Source organism: Maritalea sp. YIW29 (assembly GCF_057219265.1).
Map to the genome: position 1 here is coordinate 185897 of NZ_JBXVVF010000002.1, position 16949 is coordinate 202845.

Annotated in this window: 19 protein-coding genes; 11 read left to right on the plus strand and 8 right to left on the minus strand. The window is 48.9% G+C overall.

The genetic code is table 11. The features are described from left to right. Positions 1 to 111: 111 nt before the first annotated feature. The gene (locus tag AC2D8L_RS10035) at positions 112 to 528 is read right to left on the minus strand and encodes a VOC family protein (protein ID WP_484685345.1); all 417 of its coding nucleotides are present in this window, start codon (positions 526 to 528) and stop codon (positions 112 to 114) included. Position 529: 1 nt separating this feature from the next. Then, a complete protein-coding gene (gene lepA / locus AC2D8L_RS10040) occupies positions 530 to 2332 on the minus strand; it encodes a translation elongation factor 4 (RefSeq protein ID WP_484685346.1) in 1803 nt (600 codons plus the stop codon). 147 nt (positions 2333 to 2479) lie between these two features. Here lepA and AC2D8L_RS10045 point away from each other — a divergent pair, with 147 nt between their 5' ends. The 6 genes from AC2D8L_RS10045 (at position 2480) to AC2D8L_RS10070 (ending at position 6914) form a co-directional block, all read left to right on the plus strand. Then, positions 2480 to 2899 (plus strand): c-type cytochrome, encoded by a 420-nt coding sequence (locus AC2D8L_RS10045; protein WP_484685347.1) that lies wholly within the window; start codon positions 2480 to 2482, stop codon positions 2897 to 2899. A gap of 19 nt (positions 2900 to 2918) precedes the next feature. Continuing rightward, positions 2919 to 3362 carry a c-type cytochrome gene (locus AC2D8L_RS10050; protein WP_484685348.1) on the plus strand — a complete coding sequence of 148 codons (444 nt, stop codon included), beginning with the start codon at positions 2919 to 2921 and terminating at the stop codon, positions 3360 to 3362. A gap of 15 nt (positions 3363 to 3377) precedes the next feature. Beyond that, entirely contained in the window at positions 3378 to 4097 is a 720-nt protein-coding gene (locus AC2D8L_RS10055) for an extensin-like domain-containing protein (RefSeq protein WP_484685349.1), read from the plus strand. Positions 4098 to 4194: 97 nt separating this feature from the next. Then, positions 4195 to 5181 (plus strand): iron exporter MbfA, encoded by a 987-nt coding sequence (gene mbfA / locus AC2D8L_RS10060; protein ID WP_484685350.1) that lies wholly within the window; start codon positions 4195 to 4197, stop codon positions 5179 to 5181. Positions 5182 to 5206: 25 nt separating this feature from the next. After that, positions 5207 to 6049: an alpha/beta fold hydrolase gene (locus AC2D8L_RS10065; RefSeq protein ID WP_484685351.1), complete on the plus strand. Its 843-nt coding sequence runs from the start codon at positions 5207 to 5209 to the stop codon at positions 6047 to 6049. 28 nt (positions 6050 to 6077) lie between these two features. Beyond that, positions 6078 to 6914: an alpha/beta fold hydrolase gene (locus AC2D8L_RS10070; RefSeq protein ID WP_484685352.1), complete on the plus strand. Its 837-nt coding sequence runs from the start codon at positions 6078 to 6080 to the stop codon at positions 6912 to 6914. Here AC2D8L_RS10070 and AC2D8L_RS10075 read toward each other — a convergent pair. Beyond that, a complete protein-coding gene (locus tag AC2D8L_RS10075) occupies positions 6904 to 7461 on the minus strand; it encodes a pyridoxamine 5'-phosphate oxidase family protein (protein ID WP_484685353.1) in 558 nt (185 codons plus the stop codon). The two genes, AC2D8L_RS10070 and AC2D8L_RS10075, sit on opposite strands and share 11 nt — an antisense overlap. Positions 7462 to 7601: 140 nt before the next feature. Here AC2D8L_RS10075 and AC2D8L_RS10080 point away from each other — a divergent pair, with 140 nt between their 5' ends. Next, the gene (locus AC2D8L_RS10080; RefSeq protein ID WP_484685354.1) at positions 7602 to 8840 is read left to right on the plus strand and encodes a glycerophosphodiester phosphodiesterase family protein; all 1239 of its coding nucleotides are present in this window, start codon (positions 7602 to 7604) and stop codon (positions 8838 to 8840) included. Positions 8841 to 8874: 34 nt separating this feature from the next. Here AC2D8L_RS10080 and AC2D8L_RS10085 read toward each other — a convergent pair whose 3' ends face one another. After that, the gene (locus AC2D8L_RS10085; RefSeq protein WP_484685355.1) at positions 8875 to 9288 is read right to left on the minus strand and encodes a hypothetical protein; all 414 of its coding nucleotides are present in this window, start codon (positions 9286 to 9288) and stop codon (positions 8875 to 8877) included. Positions 9289 to 9392: 104 nt separating this feature from the next. Here AC2D8L_RS10085 and AC2D8L_RS10090 point away from each other — a divergent pair, with 104 nt between their 5' ends. Further along, positions 9393 to 9971, plus strand: a complete 579-nt coding sequence (locus AC2D8L_RS10090) for a TetR/AcrR family transcriptional regulator (RefSeq protein WP_484685356.1) — start codon at positions 9393 to 9395, stop codon at positions 9969 to 9971. On the opposite strand, the gene AC2D8L_RS10095 is transcribed toward AC2D8L_RS10090, so the two are convergent. Further along, positions 9945 to 10454, minus strand: coding sequence for a DUF2306 domain-containing protein (locus tag AC2D8L_RS10095; protein ID WP_484686387.1), 510 nt, complete (start codon positions 10452 to 10454; stop codon positions 9945 to 9947). The two genes, AC2D8L_RS10090 and AC2D8L_RS10095, sit on opposite strands and share 27 nt — an antisense overlap. Before the next feature lie 110 nt (positions 10455 to 10564). Here AC2D8L_RS10095 and AC2D8L_RS10100 point away from each other — a divergent pair, with 110 nt between their 5' ends. After that, entirely contained in the window at positions 10565 to 11338 is a 774-nt protein-coding gene (locus AC2D8L_RS10100) for a LytTR family DNA-binding domain-containing protein (RefSeq protein WP_484685357.1), read from the plus strand. Positions 11339 to 11341: 3 nt separating this feature from the next. Here the strand turns inward: AC2D8L_RS10100 and trhO are convergent, their stop codons facing one another. After that, a complete protein-coding gene (trhO, locus tag AC2D8L_RS10105; RefSeq protein ID WP_484685358.1) occupies positions 11342 to 12364 on the minus strand; it encodes an oxygen-dependent tRNA uridine(34) hydroxylase TrhO in 1023 nt (340 codons plus the stop codon). Between the two features lie 176 nt (positions 12365 to 12540). Here trhO and AC2D8L_RS10110 point away from each other — a divergent pair, with 176 nt between their 5' ends. Both AC2D8L_RS10110 and AC2D8L_RS10115 read left to right on the plus strand, forming a co-directional pair. Beyond that, a complete protein-coding gene (locus AC2D8L_RS10110) occupies positions 12541 to 13578 on the plus strand; it encodes an aldo/keto reductase (RefSeq protein ID WP_484685359.1) in 1038 nt (345 codons plus the stop codon). Between the two features lie 24 nt (positions 13579 to 13602). Beyond that, entirely contained in the window at positions 13603 to 14082 is a 480-nt protein-coding gene (locus AC2D8L_RS10115; protein WP_484685360.1) for a GNAT family N-acetyltransferase, read from the plus strand. Positions 14083 to 14115: 33 nt separating this feature from the next. Here AC2D8L_RS10115 and AC2D8L_RS10120 read toward each other — a convergent pair whose 3' ends face one another. Both AC2D8L_RS10120 and AC2D8L_RS10125 read right to left on the minus strand, forming a co-directional pair. After that, a complete protein-coding gene (locus AC2D8L_RS10120; protein ID WP_484685361.1) occupies positions 14116 to 15639 on the minus strand; it encodes a fumarate hydratase in 1524 nt (507 codons plus the stop codon). Between the two features lie 85 nt (positions 15640 to 15724). Beyond that, positions 15725 to 16948, minus strand: coding sequence for an O-antigen ligase family protein (locus AC2D8L_RS10125; protein ID WP_484685362.1), 1224 nt, complete (start codon positions 16946 to 16948; stop codon positions 15725 to 15727). Position 16949 lies beyond the last annotated feature (1 nt).

The following is a 16949-nucleotide window of genomic DNA, read 5'->3' on the forward strand; positions in this document are numbered from 1 at the left end:
CCTGCACCTCCGGCGGGGCGGCGCAAAAGTGCGCCGACACAACCGCTGGCTCAGTATAAAAGAAAAAAGCGTGGCTTACCTCACGGTGCGCACCGTATTTTCAATGACGCGCTAACTCTCAAACACACCATCAAAGTCCGCAAAGCCTTTAATCTCGATGGGGTTGCCCGACGGATCGACGAAGAACATCGTGCTTTGCTCTCCCGGTTGGCCAACAAATCGGGTTTGCGGTTCCAGGATAAACTCTAGGCCAGCGGCTTTCAGTTTGGCGGCGAGTTCATCCCACTCTAGTTTCGGCAGGATGACGCCCAAATGGGGCATGGGCACCATATGCTCACCAACTTTGCCTGTATTAGCGACAGGAAATGGTTCACCCAAATGTAGAGATATTTGGTGTCCGAAAAAATCAAAATCCACCCAGCTTTCAGTGCTGCGCCCCTCAGTGCATCCAAGGAGGTCACCATAAAATGACCGCGCTTTAGCCAAATCTTTCACGTGATAGGCGAGATGAAAGCGCGATTTGACCATTTTAGCTATCGCCCATCTTAAGCGCTTTGATGAACGCTTCTTGTGGAATTTCGACTTTGCCGAACTGGCGCATTTTCTTTTTACCAGCTTTTTGCTTGTCCAATAGCTTACGCTTACGTGACGCATCACCACCATAACATTTTGCGGTGACGTCTTTACGCAACGCAGAAATGGTTTCTCGGGCAATCACCTTGCCGCCAATGGCCGCTTGTATTGGAATTTTGAACAAGTGCTGCGGGATCAACTCTTTAAGCTTTTCACACATTACCCGACCACGTGCTTCAGCTGCATTTCGGTGCACCAACATGGAAAGCGCATCGACAGGTTCGCCATTGACCAACACACTCATTTTGACCAGATCGCCAGCGCGATAGTCTGAGATTTGGTAGTCAAAACTTGCATAGCCTTTGGAGATTGATTTCAAACGATCATAGAAATCAAACACAACTTCGTTCAATGGCAGATCATATTGCACCATGGCGCGTGTGCCGACATAGGAGAGGTCAGTTTGCACGCCACGACGATCTTGGCAAAGCTTTAGAATGCCGCCCAGATATTCATCTGGCGTTAGAATGCTGGCTTTGATCCAAGGCTCGCGAATCTCTTCGATTTGCATCACATCTGGCATGTCTGCCGGATTGTGCAATTTAGTTTCTGACCCATCGCGCATGCCAAGTTCATAAACCACACTTGGCGCCGTTGCGATGAGGTCGAGGTCAAACTCACGGCTCAGACGTTCTTGAATAATCTCAAGGTGCAACAGCCCCAAAAAGCCACAGCGGAACCCGAAGCCAAGGGCTGCAGACGTTTCCATCTCATAGGAAAAGCTTGCGTCGTTCAAACGTAACTTGCCCATCGCGGCGCGCAAATCTTCAAAGTCGTTAGCGTCAACTGGGAATAGACCACAGAACACAACTGGCTGGGCCGGGCGGAAGCCTTCAAGCGGTTCCGCACATGGCTTTTTCGCGTCAGTGATCGTGTCACCAACATTGGTATCTGCCACTTCTTTGATCGACGCGGTGATAAACCCAATTTCACCGGGCCCAAGTTCGCCAGTATCGATCAATTTTGGTGTAAACACCCCAACACGATCCAAATCATAGGTCGCATCGGCATTGATCATCTTGATCTTTTGGCCCTTCTTGATGGTCCCGTCGATCACCCGAACAAGCACCACCACGCCAAGATAGGCATCGTACCAACTATCAACCAACATCGCTTTTAGTGGCGCATCGCGGTCACCTTCTGGCGACGGCAAGCGCTCGACAATAGCTTCAAGTACTTTGTCGATTCCCAAACCAGTCTTAGCAGAAATCTCGACGGCGTCTGTCGCATCCAAACCAATAACGTCTTCGATTTGCTGTTTCACCCGATCTGGTTCAGCCGCAGGCAAATCGATTTTGTTCAATACGGGCACGATCTCATGATCGACTTCCATCGCCTGATAAACGTTGGCCAATGTTTGCGCCTCAACCCCTTGGGAGGCGTCGACGATCAGCAACGAACCTTCACACGCCGCGAGCGAGCGGTTCACTTCATAGGCGAAGTCAACATGTCCTGGCGTGTCGATCAGGTTGAGAACATAGGTCTCGCCATCATTGGCTTTATATTCAAGCCGAACGGTTTGGGCTTTAATGGTAATCCCGCGTTCCCGCTCAATGTCCATATTGTCGAGAACCTGCTGCTGCATTTCGCGTTCAGCAAGTCCACCGGTCGTCTGGATTAGACGATCAGCCAATGTGGATTTGCCATGGTCAATATGCGCCACGATTGAGAAGTTGCGGATGTTTTTTAATTCAGTCATAGGGCGCTGATTACCAGCTTTATGCCGACACGAAAAGCAAAATTAGCAGCCATTTCACCTTTACGTGATTTTGAGCGTTTTTTGGAAGATTTGCTTGACCTTCCTCCTACTGGAAGTGGTTCAACTTGCATGTGAAGCGAGGTGCAAATGAAAAGTAAAATCACAGTTCTAGCTGGCATCATCATATTGATTGGTTGTGTTGCGTTATTCATGAGCTTTCAAAGCGATGACGCAAAAACAGATCCAGTGGTTTCTTTGCCCGCTGGGTTCGTTTTGCCCGAGCTAAATGTTGAACAAATCAAAGGACAGCAGAGTTTTGAACAGTTTTGCCAAGCTTGTCACGGCAATTACGGTTTAGGGTCTGCAAGTGGACCACCACTAATCCATCGGATCTATGAACCAAACCACCATGGTGATGGAGCATTCTACAATGCTGCCTTAAATGGCGTGCGAGCGCATCATTGGAAGTTCGGTGACATGCCACCTGTCGAAGGTATAACAGAAATGGAAATTGGTCCCATTGTGGCGTACATTCGCGCAATACAAAAAGCTAATGGCGTGTTTTAGGGCGAAAGAGAGATCTAAAATGATAAACGACAAAAAGCTACTCGCCTGTATCTTAGGATTAGCATTATTCGTGACGCCTGCTATGTCGCACAAAGGCGCGAGCGGGCCGACTATGGAACGCATGAATGCAATGTCAGACATTCAAAAAACACTCAAACAATTGCGGCCAGCTTTGGCAAGCTCAGCCGCCAACAAGGCCGAAATTGATATGGCCTTTGAAAAGCTTCGTGCGTTGGGCGAAAGTCTGCCAAAATTGTTTGAAGAGAAACACATGATGGATGTGAGTGAAGCGTTGCCGAACATTTGGTCTTCGCCAGAAATGTTCGCTGACGAGATAAAGTTCTACAATATGCAGATCGAAAAAGCTGCGGCTGCGGTTGGTTCTGATCCAAAACTCGTGATGGGAGAAATCGCCAAATCGTGTCAGTCCTGCCATACTCAGTTTAGAGAAAAGAAAAACTAGTATTAGGTTTAATCGATGAAGCAGGGTCCAGTGTTGTTTTCATTTATGGCCATAACCTGCATGCTCCTGAGTGCAACCGCTTTTGCGCAATCTGGCCCAAGCCTCATTCCTCTGCCTATCCCACGCCCGAATGTCCCCGCCGTGGTTGCACCAGCAAAGAAGGCCGAAGCAAAACTTCGAACCTATCAAGCAGCCTGTTCCGTTGTTTTGTCGGGAACGGCAATTGGTGAAATCGCCAAACCGATCGTTGACGGCAAATGCGGCACACGCTCCCCGTATCAAATTAAAGCCATTCAACTTAATACCCGTCGGATCGAACTTTCCTCACCAGCAATATTGAATTGCGGCATGGCGACGGCACTGGTGACTTGGGTCGAGGGGCTAAACACCTTCGCTCACGCCAATACAGGCTCGGGCATCAAGAAAATCAGTATGGGCACAAGCTATGCATGTCGGCGGCGGAACAATCAGCCAACTGGCAAAATCTCAGAACATGGATTTGCAAACGCAATCGATATAACCGGTTTTGAACTGGAAAATGGTGACAGGATTGAGTTACCGCAGGCGTGGAACGGCAATGATAAAGCAGCACGACTGATCAAACAAAGCCATCAAATTGGTTGTGAAATTTTCACCACAGTTTTGGGTCCGGAAGCAAACAGCTTACATGAAGACCACTTGCACTTTGATATGGGCTGTCATGGTGAAACCTGCGCCTACAAAATCTGCGACTAATTGCTTCATCTCACCACAAACTGACAAACATCATTGTTATCCCTTTTTTTCGCGATTAGATTGATGTCACTAACAATTTTTGATTTGGGAATTTTTGATGCTTCGAAGTGTATTGGGATGGCAAAAGAGGCGGTTCGACGATCTGAGCGAAGCGGAAATTTTGGCGCTTGCCATTTCTTCAGAAGAAGATGACGCACGAATTTATGGTGCGTACGCACAAGTTTTGCGCGATGAGTTTCCGGCGTCCGCCGCTGTATTTGACGGCATGGTTGAAGAGGAAAACGAGCACCGCCATCAACTTATCGCGTTGTTTGAAAAGAAGTTTGGCAAAAGCATTCCGCTGGTTCGGCGCGAACATATTCGTGGCTTTTTGGACCGCAAGCCATTTTGGTTGATGCAAAACTTGCCGCTTGAAACCATTCGCCAACAGGCATGGGAAATGGAAGAAGCGGCGCAAAACTTTTACCTCGAAGCCGTGAAACGCACAAAAGACTCGAGCATTCGCAAGCTTTTAGGTGACCTCGCGATTGCCGAGCAGCATCACAAACGCGCCGCCAACGAGCTTGAGGAAGAGCATCTGCACGAAGATGCCGTCGCTGAGGAGAAAGAACAGGAACGGCGAAAGTTCTTGCTGACCTATGTTCAGCCTGGCCTTGCTGGGTTGATGGATGGATCCGTTTCCACCCTCGCACCGATTTTTGCTGCCGCGTTTGCGACGCATAGCACATGGCAAACTTTCCTGGTTGGACTTGCCGCCTCCATCGGCGCGGGTATTTCCATGGGCTTCACAGAAGCGGCATCTGACGATGGCAAATTGACGGGTCGTGGATCACCGATTAAGCGCGGGTTTGCCGCTGGCATTATGACCACCATTGGCGGGTTGGGACACGCGCTGCCTTACCTCATTACAGATTTTTGGACAGCGACAAGTGTTGCCGTAGGTGTTGTCTTTGTTGAGCTTTGGGCGATTGCTTGGATACAAAACAAATATATGGATACGCCATTTTGGCGGGCGGTATTGCAGGTTGTGTTTGGCGGGTCACTCGTTTTTGCTGCTGGCATCTTAATCGGCAATGCCGGATAATCCTGAAGAGAGAAATTCAATAATCATGTCGATACAAGATAACTCGTCAAAGCCGACGCTAGAATTACTTCCAGCGAAATCCATCTCGCGCGGCAAGTTTGAAATTTCCTATTGTGATGTCGGGGATAAGAACGCGCCCGCGATTGTGCTGTGCCATGGGCTTGCTTCCAGCGGACGCCAATTTAGCGACGACGCTCATTATTTTGCTGAGCGAGGGTTTCGTGTGATTTTGCCGGACCTACGGGGACATGGGCGCTCAAGCGTTCCGGATCAAATCAGCGAAGAGGAATTTGCCATTCACGAAATGGCGGCGGATCTAATTGCCATCTTCGACGACGCCGAGATCGACAAGGTTCATTATGTGGGCAATTCACTTGGCGGCATTTTGGCGCTGCATCTGCTCCCAGAGCACGGGCATCGATTTAAGACCTTCACAACATTTGGCACGTCCTACGCGTTGATGACGCCGAAGTTTCCAGCGGACGCGGTGCCGATGATTTATGATTTCATTGGTCCTGAATGGGTCGATAAAATCATTGCTCGCAGCACATCAAAGCGTCGCTCTGCCCAAGAGCTCGTGCACGAACTGCTAGATGATTATGATATTAACGTGGTCAGCTATGTGGCCAAGAGCGTCGGCAATTACGATTTTATTGAAAATGGGCGTCAATTTGACGGGCCTATGATGATGCTTCGAGGTGGACAGGATGGGCTGGTGAACGCCGCACTGATGACCACTATGAACGTGATGAAAAAGCAACCGAACTTCATCTATTTCGACATTCCAAAAGGTGGCCATTGCGCCAATCTAGATGCCACTGAAGAAGTGCGGGTTGCCCTGCTGGGTTTCTATTCAGCGCACGGCTAATTCCTTTGCTAGCTTGACGGAAAATCACATGACGCGGTTTGAAGAATGGTGTCACTCTGCACCAATGGCACACATGTTTGATCGAGATGAGTTTTCGCTCGCGTATTACGATGTTGGCCAGGAAAATCAAAACACAATATTGCTTTGCCATGGGCTTGGTGCAGGAAAGTTGCAATTTTCCGAAGACGCTAAATATTTCGCGGCGCAAGGCTATCGCGTCATCGTGCCAGACCTACGTGGTCACATGGGGTCACAAACGCCGGAAGAATTCGGCGCGGATCGATTTAGCTTGGACGCATTCGCAGGTGACCTTATCGCGTTGCTTGATCACCTTAAGATTGAAAATGTCAGATTCGTCGGTAACTCGTTGGGTGGGCTAGTCGGATTGACGGTGTTGGACATCGCGCCTGAACGCATCAGCCAACTGGCAACTTTTGGCACAACATATTCTCTAAAAGTATCTGCGTTCGCCATGAAACTTGTGGTTTGGAGTAATAGACTTTTGAAACCGGAATGGGTTGCCAATATTGGTGCGTCCAGCATCTCTAAAAACAAATTGGCGCAGGACGTCATGAGGCACTTATTGTCTCAAACAAACCCAGATGTATCCACAAATTCGATGTCGCACATTTCAAATTATGACCTAATTGATGTCGCGGCAAATACAACGAAACCGCTGTTCATGCTCAAAGGTGAGTTTGATGCGCAAATAAATAAGGCGCTCGGCCCCACGCTAAGTCGATTGGCTGACCAGCCCAATTTCAAGCTGGTTGAAGTGCCAGGTGGCGGACATTGTGCGAACCTTGATGCAACCGAAAAAGTGCGTTTAGAATTGTTGAATTTCTTCAAACACTCTAATTCTTAACTGACCAACTATTGCCCTGCCGCACCAATTTCATTGGCATCAAGCCAAATGGTTCCGGCACGATATTTTGAGAGAAGTCCAGAACTTCCAGCTCGTCGGCCCGCAATTTGATCAATATGTAATCGTTCCCTTTTGGCCCATCGGGAAAAAACAAATGCCAATAGGGTTTCCAGTAACGGAGGCGCAGCGGTATTTCGTCTACCAATTCTGCGCGGCCTTTCACGATCAGGTTGGAATTATCATTCTGATTGGAAAATAAAAGGGTCACCGCACAATTGATTTGAATCTGTTGCACCTTGCGTGATTTGGGGCTTACCCCCATCCAGAACGTGAATTCTTGCTGGTCAAATATCGGTTCGACAAGCCGTGCATCCGGCGCTGCACCACCACCAACATCGGTAATAAGCGCCGCATATTTCGAGCGCTTAACTTGTCGTTTTGCACTATCCAATGTTTGGGATTGATGGTTTTTGAATCCTGCTCGTTTTCGGGCTTTGTAATTATCAACGATGGAGCCGAACATGGCTTGTTTGATTTTCTTGAACATCTCAAACCCTCTCAACTCTACGGTATTTTACTGCCACAAATAGTTTGCAAAACATTCACAAATTTGAGTGTTTTCTGTCACGTATTCCAATCAAGTTCTGCGCTGTTTTGAACATTTGATCAATTGGTTGGAGAACCTAAATGAACCATACAGTTTGCGCACTGTTTGCGGGTGCGCTTATTGCCGCATCTGCCCCTGCTGCATTTGCCGATAATCACGGAACACACAATGCGCAGGTGGGTGTACGCCCAATGTTCCTTGTGGATGCGATGAAGCCAAGCGCCCTAAAAGACAAGCTTGCCGCTTGTGAAAATGGTCCTTTTACAAAGAGCCTATTTTCAATCGGTCACCGTGGCGCTGCAATGCAATTTGCTGAGCACACAAAAGAGAGCTATGTGGCAGCAGCACGTCAGGGCGCTGGCATTATTGAGTGTGACGTAACATTTACCGCAGACAAGCAGCTTGTTTGCCGTCACTCACAAAGCGACTTACACACAACAACTGACATTTTGGCCCGCCCTGAATTGGCTGCAAAATGTACCACTCCGTTTAAACCAGCTGACCCTGCAAATGGCGTAAAAGCTGAAGCCAAATGTTCAGCTTCTGACATCACGCTTGCCGAGTTCATGACCTTGAACGGCAAAATGGATGGCGCCAATGTTTGGGGCACCACTGTTGAAGAATATATGGACGGCACATCGAAAAGCCGCACAGACCTATATTCAACAACAGGCACTTTGGTCACCCACGCGCAAAGCATCGAGTTGATCAAATCGCTTGGTGGCAAGTTCACCCCGGAACTGAAAACACCAACAGTTGATATGCCTTATGAGGGCGGTTTCACCCAAGCTGACTATGCCCAAAAAATGATCGACGAATATAAAGCTGCTGGCATTCCGGCATCCGATGTTTGGGCGCAATCATTTTTGCTTGATGATGTTCTATATTGGATCAACAACGAACCAGAATTTGGCAAGCAGGCGGTTTATCTAGACGGCCGATACAATGTTGAAGGTTTTGATTTCCGCAACCCATCAACATATGGCAAAAGCATGCAAGAACTTGCCGATCTTGGCGTTCAATTTATCGCGCCACCAATGTGGATGCTTGTAGATCTTGAAGGCGACAAAATCGTGCCTTCTGTCTATGCCAAAGAAGCAAAAGCGGCGGGCCTGAAACTGATCACATGGACACTTGAGCGTTCTGGTCAGCTTTCAAATGGCGGCGGTTGGTACTTCCAGTCCATTAAAGACGTAACCAACAATGACGGCGTTACATTTGAAGTGCTTGACGTGTTGGCACAAGAAGTTGGTGTTGAAGGCGTTTTTTCTGACTGGCCCGCAACAACAACTTACTATGCAAATTGCATGGGCCTTTAGGTCACGATCAGTTTCCGACCAATTTGAAACGGCCTCAATTTGAGGCCGTTTTTTTGTTGCGATACAATCCAACAATCGACAAAGCAGAAACAGTAAGGAAAAGCGTCCATTGGGGCATGGTCCAAACATCGCCAAACTTATTGAGTCCAGAAAAGAGAAACAGGGCTGTTATCCCCAAATATAGAAGAATAGTGGTTAGCGATAATTCCAAGGCCACGGCGGGTTTAGTCGCAGCCAGTCCAAGCATTGCGCCAGCCAAAATGCACAATAGCGTGATCTCATTCCACATTACCTCGGCGATGCCCTTGCTCAATTCTGGTGTGTTTGACGCATAAAGGGGATCCATAATCTCTGGCGTTCCGCCAAACACGTGCAATCCGGAAACGGCGATTGAAAGCAGTCCCGCGCTCATTAGCCACATATTTGTTGATTTGAAAAAGCTGGTCATTTTGTTGGCTCCTTGCCATAACATACGCAAACGTATCTAAACGAGCGTAACAACAAATACAATACGGCAGCGTATGGTAATATTGTCGCATGTAGGAGCAGCCAATGGGGCGCAAAGCAAAGCACACGAAAACGGACTGGATACTCGCTGCATTTAAAGCGCTAGGCGAAGAAGGCATTGACGGTGTGCGTGTTGAACGTTTGGCGAAGAATATTGGCGCGACCAAAGGATCATTTTACTGGCACTTTACAGATCGACCCGCCCTGCATGTGCAAATGCTAAATTTTTGGGAACAAGAGGGCACCCAAAAGATTATCGCTGAGCTGGATGAAGCGGACATGACGGCAAATGAAAGACTTCGCATGCTGGCCAGATCCGCTGTGGAAACACAGGTCATGAAATTAGACACAATTGCCATTGAAGGGGCATTGCGGGCATGGGCTGGCCAAGAAGGTTGGGTCGCAGACAGAATTAGAACCGCAGAAAATGCGCGGGTTGAATATGTGGAACGATTGCTTGATGACATTGGGCACCCGACGACCCAAACAAATTTACTAGCGAACCAACTTTACCTGCTGCTTTTGGGGTTTTATTCAATTTCGCGGCACGACCCAAAAAAGGTACATTCGGATGCTTTTATTGCGCTTGCTGATCATCTAGCGATTTCGCCGGGCAGCAAATAGGTTTAGCCAAAACCCTTCCCAACGATAATATGCGCCTACGCCTAAAACTATTGTTGCCACGATTGCCATAGGTATCCACTCCAAATCTTTTGTGCCAAAAATCACTGCAAGTACGCGGTCCGGCGCGAGAGCAAATGCGAACGGAATGCACAACGCCCCCCAATACATTGATCGCATCGAGGCGCGATGTGCACCAATTCGTCCGGCGCGTGCGTGTCGAATGCCCTCGTAAAGGCCGTAAAAGGTGATGGGTACGAAAATATGAATTGGGCTAAACACCCAGATCATGCGCAATTGGTGAATGAATGCGGCGCTAATGGCAGCCCCCAACATCATTGCGACCCAAACCTTGCCGAGCACCCGGTGTATACGTGTGCCTTTTTCGCGTACGAGCATATAGCAGCCCAACAAAAGGCTAGTGATCGCGCAAACCATATGTATTTGCACCGCCACAGGTGCCTCAAAGAATACTGCTGGATTCATCACCACATGCCTCACTCACAAAGAAAAACTCAACGTCACTTGCATTTGGCCAACTAAGACGGCACAAATCGGCACAACAACCATGTGTTCGTGAATGAAAGGGCTAGTACGTGATCGGTAATGCACTGCAACTGACGCTTCGTGAAATGCGCGACACATTTACCGCCCATAAGCCACTGACGGCTATGTTCATCTTGGGCATTATGTTGGGGTTGATTGGTCCGTTCGGCACTTTCGACATATTCCGCCCCCTTCCGCGCCTAGCATATTGGATGGGCATGGTGTTTTTCGGCTATGGCGCAGGCTCGTTTGGCGGCAGCTTTGTGGTCAATCTGATCTTACAAAAATACAAGAAGCCGAATTTGGTTCTGTTGATCTTGGCATCAGGCCTAGGGGCAGGCATTCTGGTTTCAATCGTTGTCTATTTGGTGAATTCAGCCATTTTGGGCGACTGGGACCTTAAAGGTTTTTCTGGTGTACTGACCGCTGTATATTGCATTTTGATCTCCATTTGTGTGTCAGCATTGCATGTGCTTTTCATCCGCGAAGAACAAGCACTGGCCCCTAAACAAATTGAACTTCTTGCCCGGCTGCAGGTACAAAACCGTGGGCCACTTCTCTATCTCTCCATGCAAGACCATTATGTGAATGTGGTGACGGCAAAGGGCAGTGAATTGGTCTTAATGCGGATGGGCGACGCGATTAAGGAAATCAACGGCGTTGATGGCCTCAAAATTCACCGTTCGCACTGGATTGCACGCGACGGAATTAAAGCCGTCACGAAAAAGAGCGGTGCATATGTTGTTGAGATGCTGGACGGCACCCAATTGCCGATCAGCCGCGGGCAAATCCAGGCCGCCCGCGATGCTGGTATTTTGACCTAAAAGCTAACTTGCCTTGTTGGCTTTCTCATTGAGAATACGTTGCTCTTCTCGCAACTCTTTCATTCGCTTTTTATTTTGTTCAGCGAATTTTGCGGCCTGATCGCCAATATGTTCCTGCCCGCGTTCCGCGGCGAGACGAATTTGCTTCTCGCGCTCTGCCGCACGAGCCCGACTTTTTTCACTAATCGTTGCTGCACAGTGATGGCATTGTTGACCTTCAATATAGTCAGCGTGTTGCATGTCTTCAGGCGTCAGTGGGAACCGACAGGCACGGCACAACGCCAACTCACCCTGCACGAGGCCATGACCGACTGAAACACGCTCATCAAAAACAAAGCACTCGCCATTCCACATGCTCGTGTCCTCAGGCGTATCTTCCAAATATTTTAGGATACCGCCCTTAAGGTGGTAAACTTCTTCAAACCCCTTCGCCAACATATAGGAAGACGCTTTTTCACACCGGATGCCACCGGTGCAAAACATGGCGACCTTTTTGTTTTTCTTCGGGTCGAGGTTCTTTTCCACAAAGTCCTTGAACTGGGTGAAGTTTTCGGTTTGCGGGTCAAGCGCCCCTTCAAATGTACCGATAGCCACTTCGTAATCGTTACGCGTATCCAACACCACCGTCTCATCATCTGAAATGATGTCGTTCCAACCCTCCGGTTCCACATAAGTGCCGACATTTTTTGTGGGGTCAGCTTCGGGCGCACGCAAGGTGACGATCTCTTTTTTCAGTTTCACTTTCATGCGCATGAAGGGCATTTCACGGGCGTCAGAAAATTTGACTTCGCCGCCTTTGAAGCGCCCTTTGAACAAGTTACCACGCTCTAGGTATTCCATTAGTGCATCAACATTCTCTGGCGTGCCTGCGACCGTGCCGTTTATGCCTTCTTCTGCCAGCAACAATGCCCCTTTGATGGAGTGGTTCACGCAGAACTCATAGATAGGCTCGCGAAGTTCTTTAAAGTCTGGCAGCGCTACAAATTTATAAAGCGCGACAACCTTAAATTCGGACATGTTGGTCAATCCTGTTGATCTAACTCGACGTAGGGGTGTAGCAAAAGCTAGCCCATTCGCCAAGGGGGACGGATGATCTTGATCAAGAGAACTCTGATTTTGTCATTTGTTTCGTTTTTGGATTTGCCTTGGACCAACTCCAACATGATACTAGTGCTCAAGACGCTTTATTGATGGAGAAATTTATGGCCTACCGCGCAGCTGACAATCGTTATGACACAATGCAATATCGCCGGTCTGGGCGTTCAGGGTTGAAACTACCAGCAATCAGCCTCGGCCTATGGCAAAATTTTGGTGGCAACCGCGACTATCCAAGTGCATTTGAAATTCTAGCCTATGCATTTGATCAAGGTGTCACACATTTTGATCTCGCCAACAATTATGGTCCACCTCCGGGCTCGTCGGAAGGGTTGTTCGGCCAAATGATGGCGCGCGACTTCGTCCCCTATCGCGACGAGATGATCATCTCGTCCAAAGCGGGATATGATATGTGGCCGGGCCCCTATGGCGAATTCGGCTCGCGCAAATATCTAATTGCCAGCTGCGACCAAAGCCTGAAACGCTGCAATGTTGACTATTTTGATATTTTCTATTCACACCGTTTCGACCCAGAAACACCACTAGAAGAAACAATGGGCGCCCTCGCTTCTCTCTACAAACAGGGCAAAGCGCTCTATGTTGGTGTTTCGTCTTACCCACAAAAAGAAACGATTGAAGCCCATCGCATTTTGACTGATATGGGTGTGCCACTGACCATCCACCAACCAAGCTATTCCATCTTAAATCGCTGGATTGAGGAAGACGGCACATTGGACACGCTTGGCGAACTTGGTGTTGGCTGCATCGCATTTTCACCTTTGGCGCAGGGCGTTTTGAGCGGCAAATATTCAAAAGACAAATCCACAGGCACGCGTGCAACCGAACCCGGCTCTTCGCTTTTTGGACGGCATATGGAAGAAGGCGTGCTTGCCGCTGTTGACAGTTTGCAAGACCTTGCAGATCAACGCGGACAGAGCCTTGTTCAATTGGCACTGGCGTGGGCGCTGCGGCGCAGCGAAATGACATCGGCCCTGATCGGAGTGCGTACGTTAGAGCAGCTCAAAGACAATCTTGGCGCATTGAATAACTTGGAACTATCGACAGAAGAGATTGCAATCATCGATAAAGCCGCAAAAGGCGGTATGATGGACCTTCATCCACAACCGGGTGGATGGCTACGCTAGGCGAGAGTACGGGTGAGGCAATAAATGGAAATTCGTGTTGCGAAACCAGACGAGTTGGACACAGTCAGCGCGTTCTACCACAAGATTTGGCACGAGACGCAAGCGTCTATGCAACATAGTGATATCGCGAAATTTCGTGATATCGGTTTCATGCGGGCACGAATTGACGAATTTTACCCCCACATTATTGTTGCCGTAGAAATCACAACAATCGTTGGTCTCATCGTCGCGCAGAACGGCCGAATATCCCAACTATTTGTCGACCCTAAATTTCGCGGTCAAAGGTTGGGGGCAAAGCTTCTTGATTTAGGTGAGGCAAAACTGGCGGCCGAGAGCACGATCATCGCCGGCCTAAATTGCCTTGTAGGTAATGATGGAGCTCGTCGATTTTATGAACGACATGGTTGGCATGTTGAGCGGCAGCTCACCAAGATGGGGCAAACCCACAAAGGCGAAGTAGAAATAAGGGTCTGGGAAATGATGAAGCGGCTGGCGATTTCTTGAACGCCAGCCATTTTCTTTAATGGCTACAATCAATCACGTAAGTTCTGGCAATTTGCCGATCTTTTTGCGCCAAATAGCCGGTGCGATATTGTGTACGCTCTCCCCTGTCGAATCTACCGCGACAGTGACCGGCATATTTTCGACGTCAAATTCATAAATGGCTTCCATGCCCAGCTCTTCAAACGCAACAATGCGGGACGAGCGAATGGCTTTGGAAATCAGATAGGCAGCGCCACCAGTGGCCATCAAATAAGCGGCCTTGTGTTTCTTGATCGCCTCAAGACCTGCAGCCCCGCGCTCGGCTTTACCGATCATTGCCACAAGACCGGTTTTATCCAACATCATCTCTGTGAATTTATCCATACGGGTCGCGGTGGTTGGGCCAGCAGGCCCCACTGCTTCATTGCCCACGGGATCAACCGGTCCAACATAATAGATCACGCGATCCGTGAAATCGACACCTTCGGGCAGACCTTCGCCGCTTTCATAAAGCGATTGAATTCGCTTATGCGCCGCGTCTCGACCCGTCAGGATTTTGCCGTTCAGCAGCAATCGATCGCCTTGTTTCCAAGTCGCCACTTCTTCTTTGGTCAATGAGCTCAAATCAACTGATTTTGCCTGCGCCGAAGGTTTCCAACCAATATCAGGCCACGCGCTAAGCGGCGGTGGGGTTAGATCAGCTGCACCCGTACCGTCCAATGTGAAGTGCACATGTCTGTTGGCGGCGCAGTTTGGCGCAAGCCCAACGGGTTTAGACGCCGCATGGGTTGGCATATCCATCACTTTAACATCAACGACGGTGGTCAACCCGCCCAACCCTTGGGCGCCAATGCCAAGTGCGTTGACTTTTTCGAACAGTTCCAACCGCAATTCTTCCGCTGTCGAGTTCGGGCCGCGATCCATAAGGTCTTGAATGTTTACTGGTGCCATCAGCGATTTTTTGGCCATATACATGGCTTTTTCAGGCGTGCCGCCTATGCCCAGACCCAAAACGCCAGGGGGACACCAACCCGCACCCAATGTTGGGATGGTTTTGAGCACCCATTCAACAATGTCATCAGATGGGTTGAGCATGGCCAGTTTGGCTTTATTTTCAGAGCCACCGCCTTTTGCGGCAACGGTCACGTCTACCTTGTCGCCCGCGACCATTTCATAGTGAATAACCGCCGGAGCATTGTCGCCCGAATTGTTGCGTTTACCAGCCGGGTCCATCAAAATTGACGCGCGCAGCAGGTTTTCATCAACGCCGGTATAGGCTTGCCGCACCCCTTCATTTACCATCTCTTCAATGGTCATATCCGTATCCCAGCGCACATCTTGGCCAATTTCAAGGAACACCACCGCAATGCCAGTATCTTGGCAAATGGGGCGGTGCCCTTCGGCGCACATGCGAGAGTTTGTCAGGATTTGCGCAATCGCATCTTTTGCCGCTGGGTTTTCCTCACGCTCGTAGGCTTTGGCCACGGCCTCCACGTAATCAAGCGGATGATAATAGGAGATGAATTGAAATCCGTCGGCGATCGACTGGATGAAATCTTCTTTTTTTATAGCAGGCATATTGGAACCCTTGCGGCAACAGGACGTGTGTGTTGTTCGCTTGTCCCATGAAAGGTTCTAAATTTCAACCAAGCCCAAAGTTGAATTAGTTCACAATTGGGGGATTTGGTTTCGCTAAACGCAAGGCAATCGCGACAATAAAGAAATAGCAGACCGTCAAAACATCATAGCTAAAGGTGATATCCGTTAGACCAAATGCTAAATATGAAACTGGAATTAGTACGAGCAAATAACGTGCGCGCTGCTCTGCGCCTGTTGGCCAAAAGAAAATGGCACGTAGCAAGGGCGCGAAAATAAACGTCGCCCAAGTTGCAATTCCAACAATTCCACCGCCGACGGCAAAATTAAAAAAGTCATTATGCAAATGGCGGAAGCCGATCAAACTCGAAACACTTGCATCCGGCGACAAAGTTCGATCAGCGACCACCACAATATTAGGCCAACCATAGCCAAAAAATGGACTTGCTAGGAGGGCATTCCATCCGGCCCAATACATATCAGTTCGGGTATCAGTTGAAGAGCCTGCGGACTGCCCAGATAAAACTGCAGACACGGTGCTGCCGATTTGCGACATGCGATCAGACATGGAAGCAAACACAATCACGCCAAAAACAACTGCAACGCCAGTAAGCAATAATAACTGTGCATGCTTTTTCTCTCGAATAAGAAGGACGGCAAAGTAGATCATGAAGGTTAGGACCAACGGCGGAATGGCAATGAAAGTGCCTCTTGAGCCGCTGAGAATGACAATAAATAGCCCCAAAAGCGGTCCAAGCAACAATATTCCTGTTTTGCGCCAACGCTGCGTACTGAAGCCAATAAGGCAGACAAAGCCACTTAATAGCGCAACCCGTGCCAATACATTCGCGTTACTTGTCCAGCCTTCCGCACGGCCAATATTTTGACCCCACACTTGATAGACTGAAATAGCCAAAGACAGGGCAACACCTAGAAATGCAACCCAGGCGATGAATTGTAGAAGCTTAGGGACCTCAAACCGTTGCAAATAGACATAGAATATTACAGCCAAAGGAGCTGCCAAGAAATTCACCGCGTGAAGTGAACCTGACGCGTCTCGCATGGCAATTGCAAAGGCCAATGCGAGCGCTGCAAAGGCAATAAGGTTCGCGAGTAAAATAGGTTCACCCAATATTAGGGTTCGCCAATCTTCTTTCCAGACAAAAGGCAATGCGCAGAGCACTAGCACTTGGGCAACGGTCGCGCTGATCGAGCCTAGCGCTCCCATTGTTACAAACAGAAACAGCGCAATGAGAACCAACAATGGCGACTTTCGCATTGTCTCTAACATT

Coding starts and splice junctions, on each gene's coding strand:
- AC2D8L_RS10080 (WP_484685354.1), top strand. CDS start 7,602: ATGAACCATACAGTTTGCGCACTGTTTGCGGGTGCGCTTATTGCCGCA.
- lepA (WP_484685346.1), bottom strand. CDS start 2,332: ATGACTGAATTAAAAAACATCCGCAACTTCTCAATCGTGGCGCATATT.
- AC2D8L_RS10125 (WP_484685362.1), bottom strand. CDS start 16,948: ATGTTAGAGACAATGCGAAAGTCGCCATTGTTGGTTCTCATTGCGCTG.
- AC2D8L_RS10090 (WP_484685356.1), top strand. CDS start 9,393: ATGGGGCGCAAAGCAAAGCACACGAAAACGGACTGGATACTCGCTGCA.
- AC2D8L_RS10085 (WP_484685355.1), bottom strand. CDS start 9,288: ATGACCAGCTTTTTCAAATCAACAAATATGTGGCTAATGAGCGCGGGA.
- AC2D8L_RS10045 (WP_484685347.1), top strand. CDS start 2,480: ATGAAAAGTAAAATCACAGTTCTAGCTGGCATCATCATATTGATTGGT.
- mbfA (WP_484685350.1), top strand. CDS start 4,195: ATGCTTCGAAGTGTATTGGGATGGCAAAAGAGGCGGTTCGACGATCTG.
- AC2D8L_RS10050 (WP_484685348.1), top strand. CDS start 2,919: ATGATAAACGACAAAAAGCTACTCGCCTGTATCTTAGGATTAGCATTA.
- AC2D8L_RS10035 (WP_484685345.1), bottom strand. CDS start 528: ATGGTCAAATCGCGCTTTCATCTCGCCTATCACGTGAAAGATTTGGCT.
- AC2D8L_RS10065 (WP_484685351.1), top strand. CDS start 5,207: ATGTCGATACAAGATAACTCGTCAAAGCCGACGCTAGAATTACTTCCA.
- AC2D8L_RS10115 (WP_484685360.1), top strand. CDS start 13,603: ATGGAAATTCGTGTTGCGAAACCAGACGAGTTGGACACAGTCAGCGCG.
- AC2D8L_RS10095 (WP_484686387.1), bottom strand. CDS start 10,454: ATGAATCCAGCAGTATTCTTTGAGGCACCTGTGGCGGTGCAAATACAT.
- AC2D8L_RS10110 (WP_484685359.1), top strand. CDS start 12,541: ATGGCCTACCGCGCAGCTGACAATCGTTATGACACAATGCAATATCGC.
- AC2D8L_RS10075 (WP_484685353.1), bottom strand. CDS start 7,461: ATGTTCAAGAAAATCAAACAAGCCATGTTCGGCTCCATCGTTGATAAT.
- AC2D8L_RS10055 (WP_484685349.1), top strand. CDS start 3,378: ATGAAGCAGGGTCCAGTGTTGTTTTCATTTATGGCCATAACCTGCATG.
- AC2D8L_RS10070 (WP_484685352.1), top strand. CDS start 6,078: ATGACGCGGTTTGAAGAATGGTGTCACTCTGCACCAATGGCACACATG.
- AC2D8L_RS10120 (WP_484685361.1), bottom strand. CDS start 15,639: ATGCCTGCTATAAAAAAAGAAGATTTCATCCAGTCGATCGCCGACGGA.